Annotated in this window: 19 protein-coding genes; 9 read left to right on the top strand and 10 right to left on the bottom strand. The window is 72.4% G+C overall.

Going from position 1 to position 18,313, the window contains the following annotated elements; all coding sequences use genetic code 11:
- Nucleotides 1-3 precede the first annotated feature (3 nt).
- Entirely contained in the window at nucleotides 4-840 is an 837-nt protein-coding gene (locus DEJ32_RS13520) for a YdcF family protein (RefSeq protein WP_181420679.1), read from the top strand.
- Between the two features lie 12 nt (nucleotides 841-852).
- On the opposite strand, the gene DEJ32_RS13525 is transcribed toward DEJ32_RS13520, so the two are convergent.
- Nucleotides 853-1,503, bottom strand: coding sequence for a GntR family transcriptional regulator (locus DEJ32_RS13525; RefSeq protein ID WP_110901637.1), 651 nt, complete (start codon nucleotides 1,501-1,503; stop codon nucleotides 853-855).
- A gap of 92 nt (nucleotides 1,504-1,595) precedes the next feature.
- On the opposite strand from DEJ32_RS13525, the gene DEJ32_RS13530 reads away from it, so the two are divergent.
- Together DEJ32_RS13530 and DEJ32_RS13535 are read left to right on the top strand one after the other, a co-directional pair.
- Nucleotides 1,596-2,009: a MarR family winged helix-turn-helix transcriptional regulator gene (locus DEJ32_RS13530; protein WP_110891219.1), complete on the top strand. Its 414-nt coding sequence runs from the start codon at nucleotides 1,596-1,598 to the stop codon at nucleotides 2,007-2,009.
- 81 nt (nucleotides 2,010-2,090) lie between these two features.
- Nucleotides 2,091-3,119: an LCP family protein gene (locus tag DEJ32_RS13535; protein WP_110901638.1), complete on the top strand. Its 1,029-nt coding sequence runs from the start codon at nucleotides 2,091-2,093 to the stop codon at nucleotides 3,117-3,119.
- Between the two features lie 97 nt (nucleotides 3,120-3,216).
- Here DEJ32_RS13535 and DEJ32_RS13540 read toward each other — a convergent pair whose 3' ends face one another.
- From DEJ32_RS13540 to DEJ32_RS13555, 4 genes are all read right to left on the bottom strand, one after another.
- Nucleotides 3,217-3,912, bottom strand: coding sequence for a transglycosylase family protein (locus DEJ32_RS13540; protein ID WP_110901639.1), 696 nt, complete (start codon nucleotides 3,910-3,912; stop codon nucleotides 3,217-3,219).
- Between the two features lie 338 nt (nucleotides 3,913-4,250).
- A complete protein-coding gene (gene rlmC, locus DEJ32_RS13545; RefSeq protein WP_110825603.1) occupies nucleotides 4,251-5,402 on the bottom strand; it encodes a 23S rRNA (uracil(747)-C(5))-methyltransferase RlmC in 1,152 nt (383 codons plus the stop codon).
- A 17-nt stretch (nucleotides 5,403-5,419) separates the two neighbouring features.
- Entirely contained in the window at nucleotides 5,420-6,325 is a 906-nt protein-coding gene (locus DEJ32_RS13550) for an SMP-30/gluconolactonase/LRE family protein (protein WP_309146432.1), read from the bottom strand.
- Nucleotides 6,326-6,419: 94 nt separating this feature from the next.
- Entirely contained in the window at nucleotides 6,420-7,040 is a 621-nt protein-coding gene (locus tag DEJ32_RS13555) for a DedA family protein (protein ID WP_181420680.1), read from the bottom strand.
- 215 nt (nucleotides 7,041-7,255) lie between these two features.
- Here DEJ32_RS13555 and DEJ32_RS13560 point away from each other — a divergent pair, with 215 nt between their 5' ends.
- From DEJ32_RS13560 to mnhG, 6 genes are read left to right on the top strand one after another with little or no spacing between them, the layout of a single operon-like run.
- Nucleotides 7,256-10,129 (top strand): Na+/H+ antiporter subunit A, encoded by a 2,874-nt coding sequence (locus DEJ32_RS13560; RefSeq protein WP_110901641.1) that lies wholly within the window; start codon nucleotides 7,256-7,258, stop codon nucleotides 10,127-10,129.
- The gene (locus tag DEJ32_RS13565) at nucleotides 10,126-10,611 is read left to right on the top strand and encodes a Na(+)/H(+) antiporter subunit C (RefSeq protein WP_110901642.1); all 486 of its coding nucleotides are present in this window, start codon (nucleotides 10,126-10,128) and stop codon (nucleotides 10,609-10,611) included. The genes DEJ32_RS13560 and DEJ32_RS13565 overlap by 4 nt, the downstream gene beginning before the upstream one ends.
- A complete protein-coding gene (locus DEJ32_RS13570; protein WP_110901643.1) occupies nucleotides 10,608-12,341 on the top strand; it encodes a Na+/H+ antiporter subunit D in 1,734 nt (577 codons plus the stop codon). The genes DEJ32_RS13565 and DEJ32_RS13570 overlap by 4 nt, the downstream gene beginning before the upstream one ends.
- Nucleotides 12,338-12,919, top strand: coding sequence for a Na+/H+ antiporter subunit E (locus DEJ32_RS13575; protein WP_110825608.1), 582 nt, complete (start codon nucleotides 12,338-12,340; stop codon nucleotides 12,917-12,919). Before DEJ32_RS13570 ends, DEJ32_RS13575 begins: the two co-directional genes overlap by 4 nt.
- A complete protein-coding gene (locus tag DEJ32_RS13580; protein WP_110901644.1) occupies nucleotides 12,916-13,329 on the top strand; it encodes a hypothetical protein in 414 nt (137 codons plus the stop codon). Before DEJ32_RS13575 ends, DEJ32_RS13580 begins: the two co-directional genes overlap by 4 nt.
- On the top strand, nucleotides 13,326-13,691 hold the full coding sequence (gene mnhG, locus DEJ32_RS13585) for a monovalent cation/H(+) antiporter subunit G (RefSeq protein ID WP_110901645.1): 366 nt from the start codon (nucleotides 13,326-13,328) through the stop codon (nucleotides 13,689-13,691). The genes DEJ32_RS13580 and mnhG overlap by 4 nt, the downstream gene beginning before the upstream one ends.
- 22 nt (nucleotides 13,692-13,713) lie before the next feature.
- Here the strand turns inward: mnhG and DEJ32_RS13590 are convergent, their stop codons facing one another.
- The 5 genes from DEJ32_RS13590 to DEJ32_RS13605 all read right to left on the bottom strand — a co-directional run bounded on the left by DEJ32_RS13590 (nucleotide 13,714) and on the right by DEJ32_RS13605 (nucleotide 18,071).
- Entirely contained in the window at nucleotides 13,714-14,070 is a 357-nt protein-coding gene (locus DEJ32_RS13590) for a hypothetical protein (protein WP_110891208.1), read from the bottom strand.
- A 3-nt stretch (nucleotides 14,071-14,073) separates the two neighbouring features.
- A complete protein-coding gene (locus tag DEJ32_RS13595) occupies nucleotides 14,074-15,630 on the bottom strand; it encodes an FAD-dependent monooxygenase (RefSeq protein ID WP_110901646.1) in 1,557 nt (518 codons plus the stop codon).
- Between the two features lie 38 nt (nucleotides 15,631-15,668).
- Nucleotides 15,669-16,274 (bottom strand): TetR family transcriptional regulator, encoded by a 606-nt coding sequence (locus tag DEJ32_RS16315; protein ID WP_181420681.1) that lies wholly within the window; start codon nucleotides 16,272-16,274, stop codon nucleotides 15,669-15,671.
- Nucleotides 16,275-16,326: 52 nt separating this feature from the next.
- Nucleotides 16,327-16,767 (bottom strand): hypothetical protein, encoded by a 441-nt coding sequence (locus tag DEJ32_RS16320; RefSeq protein ID WP_181420682.1) that lies wholly within the window; start codon nucleotides 16,765-16,767, stop codon nucleotides 16,327-16,329.
- Between the two features lie 80 nt (nucleotides 16,768-16,847).
- Nucleotides 16,848-18,071, bottom strand: a complete 1,224-nt coding sequence (locus DEJ32_RS13605) for an MFS transporter (protein WP_220032667.1) — start codon at nucleotides 18,069-18,071, stop codon at nucleotides 16,848-16,850.
- Nucleotides 18,072-18,313 lie beyond the last annotated feature (242 nt).

Raw genomic sequence — 18,313 nt, forward strand, 5'->3', positions numbered from 1 at the left:
AGGGTGTTCCTGTCCGTCCTCGCCGTGTGCTGCGCCCTGGTCGCCGTGCTCCTGGTCGGAAACGGCGTCCGCGCCCTCCACCGCGGTGCCCGCAGCCTGACCAGGCTCCTCGCACTCGTCGCCGGGACCGTTCTGCTCGCGCTCGACGCCCTCGTCGTCGTGCTCGCGCGGGTCGACACCCCGACCAGCTCGGCGGTCCTCGTGCTCGTCCTGGCGGTCGCCGGGTACGTCGCCGTCGCCTTCCTCGTGTTCCTCGGCGCCGCGCTCGCGTACGGGCACGTGCGGGTGTCCGAGCAGGCCGAGGCGCTCGTCGTGCTCGGGTGCGGGCTCGTGCACGGGCAGGTGTCGCCGATGCTGCGGTCCCGGCTCGACCGCGCGGTCGAGGTGTTCCGGCGGTCGGACGCCGCCGGCCGCACCCCGGTCGTGGTGGCGTCCGGCGGGCAGGGCGCGGACGAGGACCGGACCGAGGCGGACGCCATGGCCGGGTACCTGGTCGGGCACGGTGTCCCCGCCGACCTCGTCCTCCGCGAGCCGCGCTCCCGGAACACCCGCGAGAACCTCCGGTTCTCCTCCGCGGTCCTCCAGGACGCCGGGGTGGACGGGCGGACGCTCGTCGTCACGAACGACTACCACGTGATGCGCACCGCGATCACGGCCCGGCGCACCGGTCTCGACGCCCGCGTGCTCGGCGCCCCGACGGCACGGCAGGCGGTCCCGAGCGCGTTCCTGCGGGAGTTCGCCGCCGTGCTCGTCATGCACCGCTGGTGGCACCTCGCGGCGGTGGTGGCGATCGTCGCACTCTGGTCGCTCGGGCTCGCCACGGGGGTCCTGCCCCGCTGAGTGCCGGCCGCTTCAGTTCCTGGTGGGCAGCAGGTGGGCGGCCTCCATGGCGAGCTCCGCGGCGATCGGGTCGTTCGCCGCGACGGCGTCGCGGAGTTCCCGCACGCGGGGCGTGACCGCCTCGGGCGGCACGACCTCGGCGAGCTCGGGGACCCGCAACCGGAAGGCGAGTCCGTCGGTGGTGGCCCGGCACAGCTGGGCGAGGGACGCGTTCCCGCAGGCCTCCGCCCACATCGCGTAGAGGTCCGCGCCGTCGTGGGCGACCTCGGCCTGCTGGCCCTCGCCGAGGCGCTCGAGCACGTCGTCGAGCGTCCGGACCACCCGGCGGCGCTCGGCGTCGGTGAAGCGCGGGACCGCGAGCCGGACGACGCCGCCGTAGATCACGCCGAGCGTCTGGTAGGCGTCGAGCAGCTCGGCCGCGCTGGGTGCGGCGACCTTGGTGTAGCGGTTCGGGGCCATCTCTACGAGACCGGCGCGGGCGAGTTCGGCCAGAGCCTCTCGGATGGGAGTGCGGGAGACGCCGAGCCAGGCGATGAGGTCGTCGTCGTTCAGCCGCTCGCCCGGCTCGAGCGTGCCGTCCATGATCGCGTCCCGGATCCTGTCCTGCACGGTGTCACGGAGGAGTTTGCGCTCGGCAGCGGGCTGGGTCGAGGGCACTGGCATGCGCTCAGCGTGTCACATGTCACGGGGTCGGCGCGAGAGGCGCGACGGCAGCGCGCCGGAGGAAGCGGACCGCCCGACCGTAGACTCGCGGCATGGACGACGAGCCCTCCCGGTGGCCGATCGGGCGACTGCTGGCGGCCGCTGCACGAGCCGTCGAACGGGAGTGGGACGAACGACTCCGGGCGATCGGCCTGCCCCACGCGGCGCTCATCGCGCTCGACATCGCCCTCCGGAACGGCCCGACCGGCGCGGACGTCATCGCGAGGACCGCGCGCGTGCAGCCGCAGACCATGTCGCGCACCCTCGAGCGGCTCGAACGGGACGGCCTCGTCGTCCGCGGACCCCATCCCGAGGACGGGCGTCGCCGGGTGGTGACGGTCACCGAGCGCGGGCGGGAGATGTGGGAGACCGCACGGCACATCGAGCGCGAGGTCCTGCCGGACGACCCGGAGCTGCGCCGTCGCCTCGGCGCGATCCTCGCAGGGACGCGGCCGACCCCACCCTGACGCTGGTACTTGTGTCTGACGTCTGGAATATGACACCCTGGACGGGTCGGCACCAGGGCCGACCTGTCCCCAGGGGGTCTCGTGACCGGACGCCGCGCCGCAGCGCGCTCCATCCGGCGCCGCCCGCTGCTCGTCGCACTGCTGGCGACCGTCGGGTCCCTCACGGCGGTCGCCACGGTGCTCGCCGTCGTCGCCAGCGTGTTCATCGGCGGCCTGGCCGAGCGGTACGACGCGGGACGCACCGTGCTCGACGACCCCTTCCCGAGCGGAGGACGGCCGCACGACGACGGGGACGCACTGGACGTCCTGCTCATCGGGTCGGACGCACGGGAGCGGCTCGACCCGCAGCACGACGGCGTGGGCGGTGGCCGTTCCGACACCCTGATGCTCGCGCACGTCTCGGCCGACCGCCGACACGTCTCCCTGATGTCGATCCTCCGCGACTCCTGGGTCGAGGTGCCCGGACACGGCAGGGCGAAGATCAACGCCGCCTACTCGTGGGGCGGTGTCCCACTGACCGTGCAGACCGTCGAACAGCTCCTCGGGGTCCGGATCGACCACGTCGCCGAGATCGACTTCGCCGGGTTCGTCGGGATGACCGACGCCCTCGGCGGCGTGACGGTGCAGTCCCCCGCGACCTTCGACGCCCGCGGACACCACTTCGTCCGGGGACCGAACGAGCTCGACGGCGCCGCGGCGCTCACGTTCGTGCGGGAGCGCTACGCCTTCCCGGACGCCGACCACACCCGGGTCCGCAACCAGCAGGCGTTCATGCGCGCGCTCCTCGAGCGGGTCCTGTCGGCGGACACCCTGACCGATCCCGGGGCCGTGCAGCGGTTCGTGAGCTCGACGAGCGCGTACCTCTCCGTCGACCCCGGTCTCACCTTCCCCACCCTGGTCGACCTCGGCTGGTCCCTCCGCCGGATCCGGCCGCACGACCTCGAGACGTTCACGCTCCCGACCGCCGGGGGTGGCACCAGCCCGGACGGCCAGAGCTACGTCGAAGTCGACCGTGCCGAACTGACCAGCCTCACCATCGCCCTGCGGTCCGACGACGTCGAAGGGTGGCTCGCGGGGCACGCGGCAGGGCGGACCGCGGCCACCGGCTGAGGCGACACGGCCGTCCGGGGCCTTCGGGCCGGGGACGACGAAGCGCCCCACGACCGAGGTCGTGGGGCGCTTCCGATCGGCTGCGTGACGCTGGACGTCAGGCCGGGAGCTGCAGGGTCTGCCCCGCGTAGATGAGGTTGGCGTCGTCGATGGTCGACGTGTTCGCCGCCCACAGCTGCTTCCAACCACCGTCGATGCCGAGCTTCGTCGCGATGGTGTCGAGCGTGTCGCCGGACACCACCTTGACGGTCTTGCCGCTCGTGGGCACCGCGGCCGGCTTGCTCGAGGTCGCCGACGGAGCCGGCGTGCTCGGGGCGGCCTTCGGAGCCGGGGCCGGTGCGGGAGCCGCCGGCTGGGCCGGGGCCGCCTGCTGCGCGGGGGCCGCCGGGGCGGCGGGGGCCGGTGCCGGCGCGGCCGGCTGCGGCACCGGTGCCGGAGCGACGCCGGTGGTGCCGCTCAGGCCCAGCTTCGCGGAGCAGGCCGGCCATGCGCCCCAGCCCTGGGAGGCGAGGACGTTCTCGGCCACCGCGATCTGCGTCTCGCGGCTCGCGGCGGCCGGGCTGCCGGTGCCGCCGTTGGCGGCCCAGGTGCTCTGCGTGAACTGCAGTCCGCCGTAGTAGCCGTTGCCGGTGTTCGCGGCCCAGTTGCCGCTGGCCTCGCATGCTGCCAGGGCGTCCCAGGTCGAGCCGCTGGCCGCACTCGCCGGTGCAGCCGCGAGACCGACGCCCGTCGCGGCGAGGCCGGCGAAGGCGAGTCCGCCGACGAGGGCGCGGGTTCGGGTGTGGTTCTTCATGTCGTTGCTCCACCGGGGCCGCACTCGTCGTTCCCGACGCCGGCTGCCCACCCCGACCGATCGCGGTCAGTCTGATGGCGTCACCGGGGGCAGCCTCCGCGCCGGTGTCACGGTCGGCCACCATAGGAAACTCTGGCTCGTTATCAAACCGAGACAAATGGTTCTGCCCATCAGTGGTATGTACCCCTCGGCGGAACCTGGGTGTCACGATCGCCGCTCCTACGGCGATCGGGGTGTACCCGGGTACACGACCTTCCGAGTTCCCTGGCAATCCCAGCCCGACGATGTGCGAGGCGGACGGGAGGCCCCGGACGGGCCCGCACCGCGCCTCCCGGCCGTCAGGCCCGCGAGAGCAGCGTCACGGCCTCGAGGTGCCCCGTCTGCGGGAACATGTCGAGCACGCGCGCCCGCCGCAACCGGTACGACGGCATCGCCGCGAGGTCACGCGCGAGCGTGACCGGATTGCAACTCGAGTACACGACGTGCCGGACGTCCGACGCCTCGAACCACCCCGCGAGCTCGGCACCGATGCCGCGCCGGGGCGGGTTCACGACCACGAGTTCCGGGGTGGCGCCGGGACGAGCGCGGAGGGCGTGCGCCGTGGCGTCGTCCGCGGCGAACCGGACGTCGGCCAGACCCGCCTCACGGGCGGACTGCTTGGCGGACACGATCGCCTCCCGGCTCGTCTCGATGCCGGTCACCGCGCGACCCGGCCGGGCCGCGTGCAGGGCGAACCCGCCGACCCCGCAGTACAGGTCCCACATTGACGCCGGGTCGACCTCGTCGATCCACGCGGACGCCTGCGCGTACAGCTGCGTCGCGACGGCCGTGTTCGTCTGGAAGAAGCTCTGCGGGCGCAGGTGCATCGTCACGGGACCGAGGCGCATCGGGAGGGTCTGCTGCTCGGTGAGCACGACCTCCCGGTCCCCCTCCGTGACGGCCTTGTGCTCCGGCAGGAGGTTCGCGGTCACGACGACCGCCTGCGGCAGCACCCGTCGGAGCACGTCGAGATGGTCGCGGAGGCGCGGGAGCTGTCCCTCCGAGCGGAGGACGAAGCGCACCATGAGCTCGGCGTCGGGCGACTCGGTGACGAGCACGTACTTCAGCTCACCACGGCGCTGGCGGACGTCGTACGGGATGAGCCCCGCGGTCGAGACGAAGTCGGCGAGCACCGGGAGCGCCCGCTGGATGCCCGGCGTGCAGATCCCGCAGTGCCGCAGGTCGACGCCACGCTGGCGGTCGTCGAGGATCCCGACGGTGGGGTGCTGCACGGAGCCGCCGACCACCATCTTCGCCTTGTTGCGGTACCCCGACTCCGGACTCGTGACCGCGGGGAGCCACTCGACCGCTCCCGGGCCGCCGGCGGCCTCGACCGCGTCGTGGAGGAGCTCCCGCGTCCGGAGTTCCTTGTCGAGCACCTGGTCGCCGTATGGCTGACCCATGAGGGTGCACGACCGGCACACCCCGCGGTCGAAGTAGTCGCACTGCATGGCCGGGTCAGGATACGTCAGCGGCGGGCGGCGTCCCGGGTCGTGGTCCGGATGCGGTGCACCGAGGTCGTCGCCGTGATGAAGAGGGTGCGGCCGTCGTCGCCGCCGAAGCAGAGGTTCGACACGACCTCGGGGACCGGGACCGTCCCGATCCGGACCCCGTCGGCGGAGCTGATGACCACCCCGAGGGCGGAGGACGACCAGATCCGTCCGGCTTCGTCGACGCGGATGCCGTCCGGCACGCCCTCGTCCGGAGCGAAGCGCACGAGGTCGCGGCCGTTCTTCACCCGCACGGCCGGGGCTCCGGCCGCGTCGGCGTCCACCACGACGTCGTACGCGCGGATCACCGGGCGGGTACGGTCCGAACTCGCGACGTACAGCACGCGCTCGTCGGGCGAGAACGCCAGGCCGTTCGGCTCGTCGACGTCGAGGACGACCGGGCGGAGGTCCTCGCCGGCGGGTCCGCAGCGGAACACCCAGTGGTCGCCGTACTCCCGCACGCCCGGGTGTCCCTCGCGGGGCTGGGTGATGCCGTACGCGGGGTCGGTGAACCAGACGCTGCCGTCCCGGGTGACGACGACGTCGTTCGGGGAGTTGTAGCGGACCCCTCCCCAGGACGACGTGATCGGGGTCACGGTGCCGTCCCGGTCACGCTCGACCCGGCGCAGCCCGTGCGAGCACTGCACCACCGATCCGTCCCGGTCGAGGGTCCGGCCGTTCGTGTACTCCACGCCGTCGGCGTACACCGACACCGTGCCCTCCGCCGCGGACCACTGCATGATCCGGTCGCCGGGGATGTCCGACCAGCGGAGCGTCCGGGTCGCGGGGATCCAGCACGGACCCTCGGCCCAGGTGCTGCCGGTGTCGAGGGTCTCGAGCGCGGTGGGGTCGGGGACGAGCTCGGCGGTGCGCAGATCGGGCACGGGTCCTCCTCCGGACGCGGACGGTCCCACCACGCTACGGGCGCGCGTCCGTGCGGCATCCAGTCCGTCGCGGCTGGTCGGCCGCCGCTCGCGCTCAGCGCGCGGCGACCGCTTCGCTCCGCCGGCGCAGGGCCTTCTCGACCGCGGAGATGCCGAGTCCGAGGAGGATCGACGCCACGACCGCCACCACCGTCACGAGGAACGGCTGGTCGCGGCTCCAGCTCCCGGTCGCCGCCGCGATCGCGACGCAGTACGCGGCCCACACGACGTCGGCGAGCAGGCAGGCGAGCAGGAACCGCCGGGCGTCGAGCCCGCTGTCGGCACCCACGAGGTTCGTGGTGAGCCGGCCCATCGGGATGAACCGGCCGAGGACCGCGATGCGCCCGGGTGCCGACCGGTAGCGCTCGTCGATGGCCTCCCGCGCCTTCCTGACCTTCGGCCGCGTGAACCAGGACTTCGATCCGAGGTCCGCCGAGCGCGCCAGGTGGTAGAGCCCGAGGTCACCGAGCACCATGCCGGTCGTCGCCGCGACGACGAGGAGGAGCACCGGCAGGAGCCCGCCGTCGCCACCGACCAGGAGCGTGCCGATCGCCACCACCATCGCCTGGCTCGGCAGGAACACCGCGACGCTGCCGACGGCGAGCACGACACCGACGGCGAGGAACGCCCACGGGGTGCCGACGAGTTGGAGCACCACCTGTTCTGCTGCGTCCACCGGGTCACCCTCCGCGGCGCGCGAGATCGGCACCGTCCGTCCGATCATCCCAGATCGGCAGGCCGGGCTGCACCGGACGGATGCGCGGAAGGGATCAGTTTGCTCCGGCTCGGCCCATCCTGTCCGCCCGTACAGGCTCTGCTCATCCGCCTCTCCGTAGGCTGTGAGGAACCAAGAGAGCCGGACTGCAGCCCGACCCCCGAGGAGGTGTCCGCTTGTCCACCGTCCTCATCGCGTTCGGCGTCATCGCACTCGTCGTCCCCGCACTCACCCCCCTGCTCGGGCGCCGCGTCTTCTTCGTCGCCGCCCTCGCACCCGCGGCCGCCGCCGTCCTGACGGTGACGCAGACCCCTGCCGCACTCGGCGGCGGTGTCACGGAGCGGGTGCGGTGGATCCCGCAACTCGCACTCGACCTCGCGTTCCGGGTGGACGCCCTGTCGTGGGTGCTCGCACTGGTCGTCACCGCGGTCGGCGCACTCGTGCTCGTCTACTGCGCCTCGTACTTCGACGCCGACGAGCCCGGGCTCGGTCGGTTCGCGGGCGTGCTGACCGCGTTCGCCGGGTCGATGTACGGCCTGGTGATCGCCGACGACGTCATCGTGCTGTTCGTCCTGTGGGAGGCCACGACGGTCTTCTCGTACCTGCTCATCGGCCACGACGCCGTGAAGCGGGCCAGTCGCGCAGCGGCCATGCAGGCGCTCGTCGTGACCACCGCGGGCGGGCTCGCGATGCTGGCGGGCCTCGTGGTGATCTCGGTCGCCGCCGGGACGACCTCACTGTCCGGCATCATCGCCGCTCCCCCGACCGGCACCGCGGTGTCGGTGTCCGTCGTGCTCGTGCTCGTCGGCGCGCTGACGAAGTCCGCGATCGTGCCGTTCCACTTCTGGCTGCCGGCGGCGATGGCCGCGCCGACCCCGGTGAGCGCGTACCTGCACGCGGCGGCGATGGTGAAGGCGGGGATCTACCTCGTCGCGCGCCTCGCCCCGGCGTTCGCGCTGCTCGACGGCTGGCGTGAGACGGTCACCATCCTCGGTGTGCTCGGGATGCTCGTCGGCGGGTACCGGGCGCTCCGGCAGACCGACCTCAAGCTCCTGCTCGCCTACGGCACCGTGGCCCAGCTCGGCTTCCTGCTGCTCGCCGCCGGGTGGGGAGCGCCGGAGATCGCCCTCGGCGGCGTCGTGCTGCTCGTGGCGCACGCCACCTTCAAGTCGACGCTGTTCCTGGTCGTCGGGACGGTCGACCACGTCGCCGGCACCCGCGACCTCGGGAAGCTCAGCGGTCTGGGCCGACGCCTCCCCTGGCTGGCCGCGGTCGCCGTGCTCGCGCTCGCGTCGATGTCCGGGATCCCGCCGCTCGTCGGGTTCGTCGCGAAGGAGGCCGTGCTCACCGGCTTCGTCGAGGAGCTGCACGGCACGGACGCGGTGTGGGCCTGGACCGCGCTCGTGGGCATCACCGTCGGCTCGGCCCTGACCGTCGCGTACTCCTGCCGGTTCTTCTGGGGCACCTTCGCCCGCAAGGCCGGGGTCCCGCAGACCGAGCCGCACGCCCTGCACGGGATGGGGGTCGTCCCGTCGCTGCTCGGCGTCACCGGACTCGTGCTCGGCCTCGCGACCCCGTTCGTCGCGCACGGCTTCGAGTCCGCCGCCGAGACCGCGCGGCACGGCTCCGGCGAGGTCCCGCACCTGGCCCTCTGGCACGGGCTCGAGCCCGCGCTCGGCCTCTCCGCGCTGACGCTCGTCGCCGGGATCGCGCTGTTCCTCGTCCGCGCCCGGGTCGAGGCCGTGCAGCACCGCTTGGCCGGGTCCCCCTCGGCGTCGGGCACCTACCGCCGCCTGATGCGGGCACTCGACCGGTTCGCGACCTGGCTCACCGCGAGCCTGCAGCGCGGCTCGCTGCCGTACTACCTGACGGTGATCCTGTCGGTCTTCGTCGCCGGCGCGCTGCTGAACCTCGTCGTCGGCGGCCCGTGGGAGTTCCACGTCCGCTTCGCCGACACGTGGGGGCAACTCCCGGTGGTCGTCGTGATGTCGGCCGCCGCGGTGTCCGTGCTCGCCGCGAAGACCCGGTTCGCCGCCGCCGTGCTGGTCGGGGTCACCGGGTACGGGACGTCGATCCTGTTCCTGCTGCACGGCGCCGTCGACCTCGCGTTGACGCAGCTCGTCGTGGAGACCGTCACCCTCATCGCCTTCGTGCTCGTGCTCCGACGCCTGCCCCCGAAGATCGGCACCGCCAACCCCTCGCGCTTCCGGGTCCTCCGGGCGCTGTTCGCGGCCCTCGCCGGCGTCACCCTGGCGACCGTGGTCATCGTCGCCGCCTCGGCCCGTACCGCCCGACCGCTGTGGCCGGACCTGCCCGCGCTGACCAGTTCGTTCGGCCACGGGCTCAACGTCGTCAACGTCGCACTGGTCGACCTCCGCGGATGGGACACACTCGGCGAGCTCACCGTCGTCGTGGCCGCCGCGACCGGGGTCGCGAGCCTCATCTTCGTGAAGTCACGCGAAGACACCCTGCCCCGCCTGCGGGACATGCCGGCCGGGGTGGCGAACGGCGACGACCGTGCCGACGGGGAACCGCGCGCCTGGCTGCCGACGAGCGCAGCGATCCCCACCGGCCGCTCCGCCCTGCTCGACATCGTCGTCCGGCTGCTGTTCCACGGGCTCGTCGTGCTGTCGCTCTACCTGCTCTTCGCCGGGCACAACTCGGCCGGTGGCGGGTTCGCGGGCGGACTGGTGGCCGGCATCGCCCTGGCCGCCCGGTACCTCGCCGGCGGACCGGCCGAACTCGGCGCGGCGGCCCCGATCCGGGCCGGACGACTCCTCGGGCTCGGCGTCGCCACGGCGGCGGTCACGGCGATCGTCCCGATGGTCGCCGGCAAGGAGGCGCTGTACTCCGAGTTCTTCGAGGCGACCGTCCCCGTGCTCGGGCACGTCGAGTTCGTCACCGCCACGTTCTTCGACATCGGCGTGTACCTCGTCGTCGTCGGACTCGTGCTCGACGTCCTCCGCTCGCTCGGCGCCGAGGTCGACCGCCAGCGCATCGAGGACCGCCGCACACCCGCCGCCGACACCATGGAGGGAACCAACGCATGACCGTCACCCTCGTCCTCGTCATCGCGATGGCCGTGCTGTTCTCGTGCGGCGTCTACCTGCTCCTCGAACGCTCCCTGACCCGGATGCTGCTCGGGTTCCTGCTGCTCGGCAACGCGCTGAACCTGCTGCTCCTGACGATGTCGGGTGCCGCGGGCGACCCGCCGATCGGGAAGTCGGCGGACGGCATCGCCGACCCGCTCCCCCAGGCCTTCGCCCTGACCGCGATCGTCATCACCTTCGCGGTGAGCGCGTTCCTGCTCGCGCTCATCCACCGCTCCTGGCGGCTGTCCCGCGCCGACGAGGTCGAGGTCGACGAGGCCGACGTCGCGATCCGGCAGGACCGCCAGGACCCCGCCGACGACGACCCGGAGCTCGCCGAGGAGGACGACGCCGCACCGCGCGACCCGAAGGCCCCCGAGGACGAGGACGACCCGCACGTCAGCGCTCCCCACGACACCGACCGAGAGCAGGCCCGCCCGTGACCGCCCTCGTCCCGCTCCTCGTCCTCGTCCCGCTCCTCGGGGCCGCCGTCGCCCTCGGGCTGCTCCGGCACCAGCAGCTGCAGCGCGCCATCACGGTCGCGGTGCTCGTCATCGCCGTCGCGGTCGCCGTCACGCTCATGGTGCTCGTCGACCGCCACGGCACGATCGTCGTGCAGGTCGGCGGGTGGCAGGCGCCGTACGGGATCTCGCTCGTGGTCGACCGCCTGAGCGCCCTGCTCCTGACCGTGTCGGCGTCGGTGCTGCTCGTCGTCCTGCTCTTCTCGATCGGCCAGGGTCTGGCGGACGACGACGAGGACGCACCGGTCACGATCTTCTACCCGACGTACCTCGTGCTCGCGGCGGGCGTCCTCGACTCGTTCATCGCCGGTGACCTGTTCAACCTGTACGTGGCGTTCGAGATGCTCCTGGTCGCGAGCTACGTGCTCATCACCATCGGCGGCAGCGTGCAGCGGGTCCGCGCCGGCACGACCTACATCATCACGAGCCTCATCTCGTCGTCGATCTTCCTCGCCGCCATCGGCCTGGTCTACGGCGCGACCGGCACGGTGAACATCGCCCAGATCAGCGAGCGCGTGGCCGACCTGCCCGACCACGTCCAGCTCCTGCTGCACACCATGCTGCTCATCGGGTTCGGCATCAAGGCAGCGGTCTTCCCGCTCGCGTTCTGGCTGCCGGACTCGTACCCGACCGCCCCGGCGCCGGTGACGGCGGTGTTCGCGGGCCTGCTGACGAAGGTCGGCATCTACGCGATCATCCGGCTGGAGACGATCATCTTCCCCCGGCCCCAGCTGAACACGGTCCTGCTCGTGGTCGCCACGCTGACGATGATCGTCGGCGTGCTCGGCGCGGTGTCGCAGACGGACGTGAAACGGTTGCTGTCGTTCACCCTGATCAGCCACATCGGCTTCATGGTGATGGGCATCGGGCTCGGGTCGGTGGTCGGCACCGCGGCGGCGGTCTTCTACACGGTGCACCACATCGTCGTGCAGACGACACTGTTCCTCGTCTCCGGGCTCATGGAGCGGGTCGGCGGCACGACGTCGACGCGGTCACTCGGCGGTCTCCTCACGGCGGCCCCGCTGCTCGCGGCGCTCTACCTCGTCCCCGCGTTCAACCTGGGCGGGATCCCGCCGTTCTCCGGCTTCATCGGCAAGCTCGGCCTGTTCCGCGCGGCAGCCGAGGACGGCTCGCCACTCGCCTACGTGACCATCGGCGCCGGGGTCGTGACGAGCCTCCTGACCCTGTACGCGCTGATGCGCGTCTGGGACGCCGCCTTCTGGCGGCCGAAGCCCGCCGCCGAGGCGGCCGCACCGCACGCCAGCGTCGCCGAGCCGCACGAGCACCTCCGGGCACCCGAGCCCGCCCCGGTCACCGTGCCCGAGGACGCGACGGACGAGCGGACGGGAGGCACGGCCCCCGCCGGCGTGCCCGGCGCGGTCGTCCGCGCCCCGGCCGGGGACGGTTCGATCGGTACCCTCGACGACCCGACGCGGTCCGACGCCCACAGCACGGGCGACGCCCCGTCCTCCGAGCACGCCCGGTCCTCGCTCCCGCGGATGATGGTCGCGGTGACGACGGTCGCCGTCCTCGGCTCGGTCGCCCTGACGGTCGTCGCCGGTCCGCTCTACGGGTACGCGACCCGCGCCGCCGAGTCCCTCGAGTCGCCCGACCGCTACGTGCAGGCCGTGCTCGGAGGTGACGAGCGATGAGCGACGCCCGCCGCTACACGAACGCGCGCCGGATGGCCCTGGCCTGGCGGTACGACGTGCCCCTGGTCGCCGGCCTGACCGTGCTGTGGGCGCTGCTCTGGGGCAACTGGACGCCGCTGACCCTGCTCTGCGGGATCGTCGTCGCGCTGCTCGTCACGCAGCTGCTGCCGCTGCCACCGGTCCCGCTGTCCGCACGGTTCTCCGTCCTGCACGTGCTCCGGTTCCTCGTCGTGTGGGCCGGGTACGTCGTCGCGGCGTCGTTCCGGGTCGCCTGGGTCGCCGTCCGGCCGCGAGGGGTGCGGAAGAGCTCGATCGTCCTCGTGCAGCTGCACACCACCTCGGAGATGACGTTCACGCTGTCGACGATCGCGATCTCGCTCGTCCCCGGTTCCTACGTCATCGACGAGGACCTGCGGCGCCGACGCCTGCTGCTGCACGTGCTCGACACCGAGCGCATCGGACAGGTGGACCACGCCCGTCGGGAAGCGATGACCATCGAGGCGCTCGTCATCAGGGCGATCGGGTCGCAGCAGGACGTGTCCGAGCTGTCCGAGCCGCTGCCGGAGGTGACCCGGTGAGCGCCGCCGTCGTCGTCATGGCCGTCGGGGTCGCCCTCGTGCTGCTGCTCCTCGGCGCGACCCTCGCGCTCGCGGTCGGCCGGATCGTGCGCGGACCGACGATCCTCGACCGGATGATCGGGTCGGACATGGTGCTCACCACCGTGCTGCTCGTCATCGCCGCGGCGATCGTCATCCGGCAGGACCTCAGCGCGGTCCCCGTGCTCGTCGTCATCGCCGCGACCAGTGTCTTCGCGACCGTCGCCGTCGCGCGGGCCGTCACGCCCTCCACCGACCCCGAGGACGAGGGCATGAACGCCACCACGCCGGAGCATGCCGTCCAGGCAGCGGACGAAGCGGCGGTCGCCGGCCAGGCCGACGACGCAGCGGCCGAGGACGACCACGGCCACACCGCAGGAGGCCAGCGATGACCGAGATGACGGACATGCTCCAGGCGTTCCTCGACGCCGCCGGGATCCGCGCCTGGATCGCCCTCGCGCTGCTGCTCGTCGGGGCATCGCTGTCCCTGGCCGCGGCGATCGGCATCGTGCGCTTCCCGGACCCGCTGGTCCGGCTGCACGCGATGTCGAAGCCGCAGGTGCTCGGCCTCGCCTGCTGTCTGGCGGCGGTCGTCGTCGCCGTGTGGACGTGGACGGCGCTCTGGGTGGTCCTGCCGGCGATGGTGTTCCAGCTCGCACTCGTGCCGGTGTCGACGCACATGATCGCCCGGGCCGGGCTGCGTTCGGGCGACTACCGCCACGACGACCTGTTGGTCGACGACACCGAGGCCTGACCGCCGTCCCGGACGGCAGCGGTCAGATGAGCAGCCCGATCGTGAGCGTGACGATCCCGCTCGCCGTGAGGAGTGCCGGTCCCGCGACCCGGGCGGGAGTGGTGCGTTCCGCCGTCCGTGCGACGGCGACGGCGACGAGCGTCGACGTCGCACCCGCGTAGACGAGCACGAAGGCTTCGGGGAAGAAGCCGATGACGTGGACCACGAGCCCGGCGACGACCGTCGATGCCGACGTGGACAGGTGGGCTCTGGAAGCTGCCGGGAGGACGGACTCCCCGCGGGTCCTGAGGAAGAGGCCGACCAGGCACCAGATCGAAGCGGTCGCGAAGAGCGCACCGCTGATCGAGACGATCGCGGCTCCGATGACGTCGAGGTCCACGCTTCACACCGTTCCGGTGGAGTTGTGCTCGGGTGTTCCGAACCAGGCGGAGAGCGCCTCGGTGAGGGAGGCAGGGTCGGTGTCGGACCAGGCGATGAAGCCGTCGGGTCGAACCAGCATCGAGGTCTGTCCGTGCGTCGTGGCCAGTGGCACGTGGTCGACGCGGTCATGCCACGGGGCGATGGTGTCGCGGTGTCCGCCCGTCGCGTCGAGCAGGACGGGGCGGGCGTCGCGGAGCAGTTCCGGGATCCTGCGGGTGGTCCCGTCGACGAGCTCGACCGTCGTCGACGGCGCGAACCGTCCGGTGGGGCCGTCGGGGTCCATCGAACCCATGTCGTAGCGGACGTCCGACCCGGCGAGGAGGTCTGCGATGCGCTGCACGGTGGTCGTGTCGGTGAGCATCTCGGCGAACAGGTCGCGGAGGGCGGTGACGTCCGAGCCGGGCGCCATAAGCGCGGTCTGTGCTTGGGTCTGCATGAAGACGCGTTGCCCGAGCGGGCGGCGCTCGGTTTCGTAGGTGTCGAGCAGACCCGCGGGGGCCCAGCCGTGGAGGACGGCGGCGAGTTTCCAGGCGAGGTTCGCCGCGTCCTGCAGTGCGAGGTTCAGGCCGGGTCCGCCGGCGGCGGAGTGCACGTGTGCGGCGTCACCGAGCAGGAACACCCGCCGGTCGCGGTAGCGGTCGGCGACGCGGGTGTTCCGACCGGTCAGACGGCGCAGCAACGTCGGCTCGCCGGCGGCCGGCGCCTGGAGGTCGACGCGGACACCGAGGACGCGCTCCAGGCTGTCCTCCATCTCGGCCAGCGTCATGGCTGCTCCGTCGCCGGGGAAGCTGCGGTCGGGGTGGTCCTCCCATTCGGCGGTGTAGACCAGCGGGTGCTCCGGGTCGCGGAGGGCGATGGTGACGACGCCGGTCTCGGTGCGGTGGAAGCTCTCGGCGATCTCCCCCAGACCGGCGACGTGCACCTTCCCGGGGCCGGCGGGTGTCAGCTGCGGAGTCGGGGCGATGAGCGCTGTGCGGTCGACGATGTGCTCGTCGGTGTTGCCGGGGAAGCCGATACCGGAGCGTTTCCGGACAGTGCTCCGCGCCCCGTCACTCCCCACCAGGTACTGCGCCGAAAGGGTCCGCTCCGCACCGGTCGCGGCGTCGACCACGTCGACGGTGACGGTGTCGTCGTGTTGCGCGAAGGAGCGCATCTCGACGCCGCGACGGATCTCGACACCGAGTTCTGCCGCACGGTCGTTCAGGACGCGCTCGAGGTCACGCTGGTTGATGTGGAGCAGGTACATCGGGTTGTGGTCGCCGAGCACGTGGAGGGGAAGGGGCAGTGCTCCGAAGAAGAAGCTCGGCGCAGGCGCCGGGACGGCCGTCCCAGCGCACTGCTCGAACAAGCCGCGGTGGTCCAGGAGTCGGATGACCTGTCCGGTCAAGCCGTGCGCCTTGTCCCACTGGTTGATCTCGGGGAGGCGTTCGAGGACGAGGGGGTTCGCACCCGCGAGCTTCAGCTCGCAGGCGGCGAAGACGCCCACAGGTCCGCCTCCGACGATGACGACGTCGTACATGGTGATCTTCCTTCTGCCGGAATCCGTGGGAACAGTGGTCAGCGGAGGTGGTCGAAACCGTCGCCGAGGAGTCGGAACGCAGCTCGGAGGAACGGCTGCAGGGGTTGCGGCTCTGCGCGCGCCGCCCAGGACTCCAGCGTCGTCAACAGGGTCGACAGCGCCGCGGCGGACACCAGACCCGGCACGGGGTCATCCGGTGCTGCGTCAGAGCGCGCCGCGATGGCGCTCGTGAAGACGGCGTTCGCTGCGCGGGCACCTCGGTCGACGGCGGACTGCATGCCTGGCGTCGACAGCACTGCGAGCAGCCCGCTCTGCTCCTCCTGCGAGGGGACCGTCGTCTCTTCCGCCTCGTACGGAGCGAGCAGCGCCTCCGTGACAGCAGTCCACAGCGGCTCCTCGCGCGGCCGCTGCAGCAGCTCGACGGCCGCCGCGCGGACGCGTTGCACGTGGCGGTCTGCGATGGCGTCTTCCTTGCTCGAGAAGTAGTTCCCGAACGTCCGTCTCGACACCCCGACCTTGCCGACGATGTCCTCGACACGGATGTTGTCGAGCCCGTGCTCCCGGGCGAGCAGCACTGTCGTCACGCTCAACGCGTCACGGATCGCTGCCTTCTTCTGCTCACGGAACGAGACCTCGTCTGCCATGCCGCCAACGTAGACCGAACTTGCCCATTGGGCAAATCTACCTGATGGGCAACTAGGCCTGGCCCTCGGACACGATCCGCCATCCGTGCCGGGTGTGCCGCTCGCAGAACCCCCAGGTGCCCTCCCCCGTCGCCATCCCGACGAGCCCGGACTCCCGGAGGGAGTACACGAAGCACCGGCCGGCGTCGGCAGGAGCCGAGACGTCCCGGAGTCCTCCCCAGGAGTGCATGGTCGGGTCACCCTCGCCGGTCCACCGGGCCCACAGGCTCGCAGGGCACCAGCTCGTGTCGTCGGGGCTCGACAGCGCCCGCATCCCGTCGCAGTCGCGGCGGACGGCGGCGTCCAGGAAGGCCCGGCCCACCGTGCTCGCCGAGGCGCCGGCCGGTGGGAGCGGCGCGGACGGCCCCGATCTGCCAGGGACGCACACGACGACGCCCGCGGCGACCAGGACGGCGAGGACGGACCCGAGACCCACGACCGTGATGCGACGCACGGGCTCATCATCCCGACGACCGCTCTGCGGGAGGAGGCCCGTCGGCTGAGAACCGGCGCAGGTACCCGAGCGCCCTCGGGTCAGCGCACGCTGACCCGACGGGACAGCACCAGGTTCGCCACCGCGGCCAACACGACCACGGCTGCCGAGATCGCCGGGAACGCCATCGCAGCGGGCGTACCCGCACGCTCCGCGACCTCACCGACCACGGCCGAGGCGATCGACTGTCCGACGATGACCGCCGAGCCGAGGATCGTCATGGTCGTCGCCGACCGGCCCACCGGCGAGCGGTCGGACCCGAGGCTGTACTGCGTGACGAGGGTCGGACCGATGCCGATGCCCATCACCGCGAGGACGATCCCGACCGCGAGCACGGAGTCCGCGGTCGCGAAGACGATCGCCGAGCCCAGGAGCACGGCGCCGAACACCAGCCACCGCCAGCCGAGCCGGAAGGCCCGCGGGAACGCCGCCGACCCGAGCGCGAGCCCGGCCGAGCCGATGCCCATCAGCCCGTAGAGCAGGCCGGCGCGCGACGACCCGCCGTGGTCGGCCATGAACGCGGTCAGCGAGGTCAGGGTCGACCCGAAGAAGAACCCGATGCCGAGGATGCCGACGACCACGACCACCAGACGGGGCCGGAGGAGCTCCCGGGCCGGCGCGGGACGGGGGTCGGACGCGTGCGCGATCGTGAGCCGACCGGTGGGGTGCAGCGCGAACGCCGTCACGAAGACGAAGGTCAGCACGGAGGCCCCGGCCACGGCGACCCACGGCGCGATCGCGCTCGCGAGGACACCGACCAGGAACGGCCCGACGATGAAGACGGTCTCGTCGGCCGCGGACTCGTAGGCCATCGTGCCGCTGAGGACCCGTTCGTGCCGCTTCGGGTCCATGCGGTTGCGGATGATCGCGACCAGCCGGGTACGCGACATCGGCGCGACCTGCGGTGCGCTCGCACCGATGAGGAAGGACATCGCGAGGACGGCGAGGTCCGGCGCGGCGCTCTGCACGACGAACGGGAGCGCCCCGAGCAGCACCGCGTTGGCGAGCCCGACGGGGACGAGCACCGCCCGCTGGCCGTACTTGTCCGCGGCGGCGCCGACGAGCGGACCGAACAGCGCCGAGCCGATGCCGACGGACGCGGAGTTGACGCCACCGAGGGCGACCGAGTCGCGAGCGGCGACCACGAGGGTCAGGACGCCGACGACCATCATCGCGAACGGGAGCCGCGCGATGAAGGCGATGGGGAAGTAGGACCGCCCGGCGAGGGTGATCAGGGACGCGCTGGTGGAACGCGGTTGGAGCATGGTGGGGGTGTGCCTTCTCGGCCCGCCCCTGTCGGGCGGACCCATCGGGTGCCGCCGCTGTCCGCCGGGGTGCCGGCGTCCGGTAGATACACGGTTGTTGCTGGATTGCCTGTCCAGGGTACCCGCCGGACGGGAGGCGCGTTCCGGGCTGGTGCCCAGCCTCCCGTCCGGCGATTCCCGCGGTCGATCCGTTCCGACCGGTCGTCGACACCCGGCGTCCTAGGTGTCGAAATGCAGGTGCG

The sequence above is a fragment of the Curtobacterium sp. MCPF17_046 genome (assembly GCF_003224295.1).
GTDB lineage: Bacteria > Actinomycetota > Actinomycetes > Actinomycetales > Microbacteriaceae > Curtobacterium.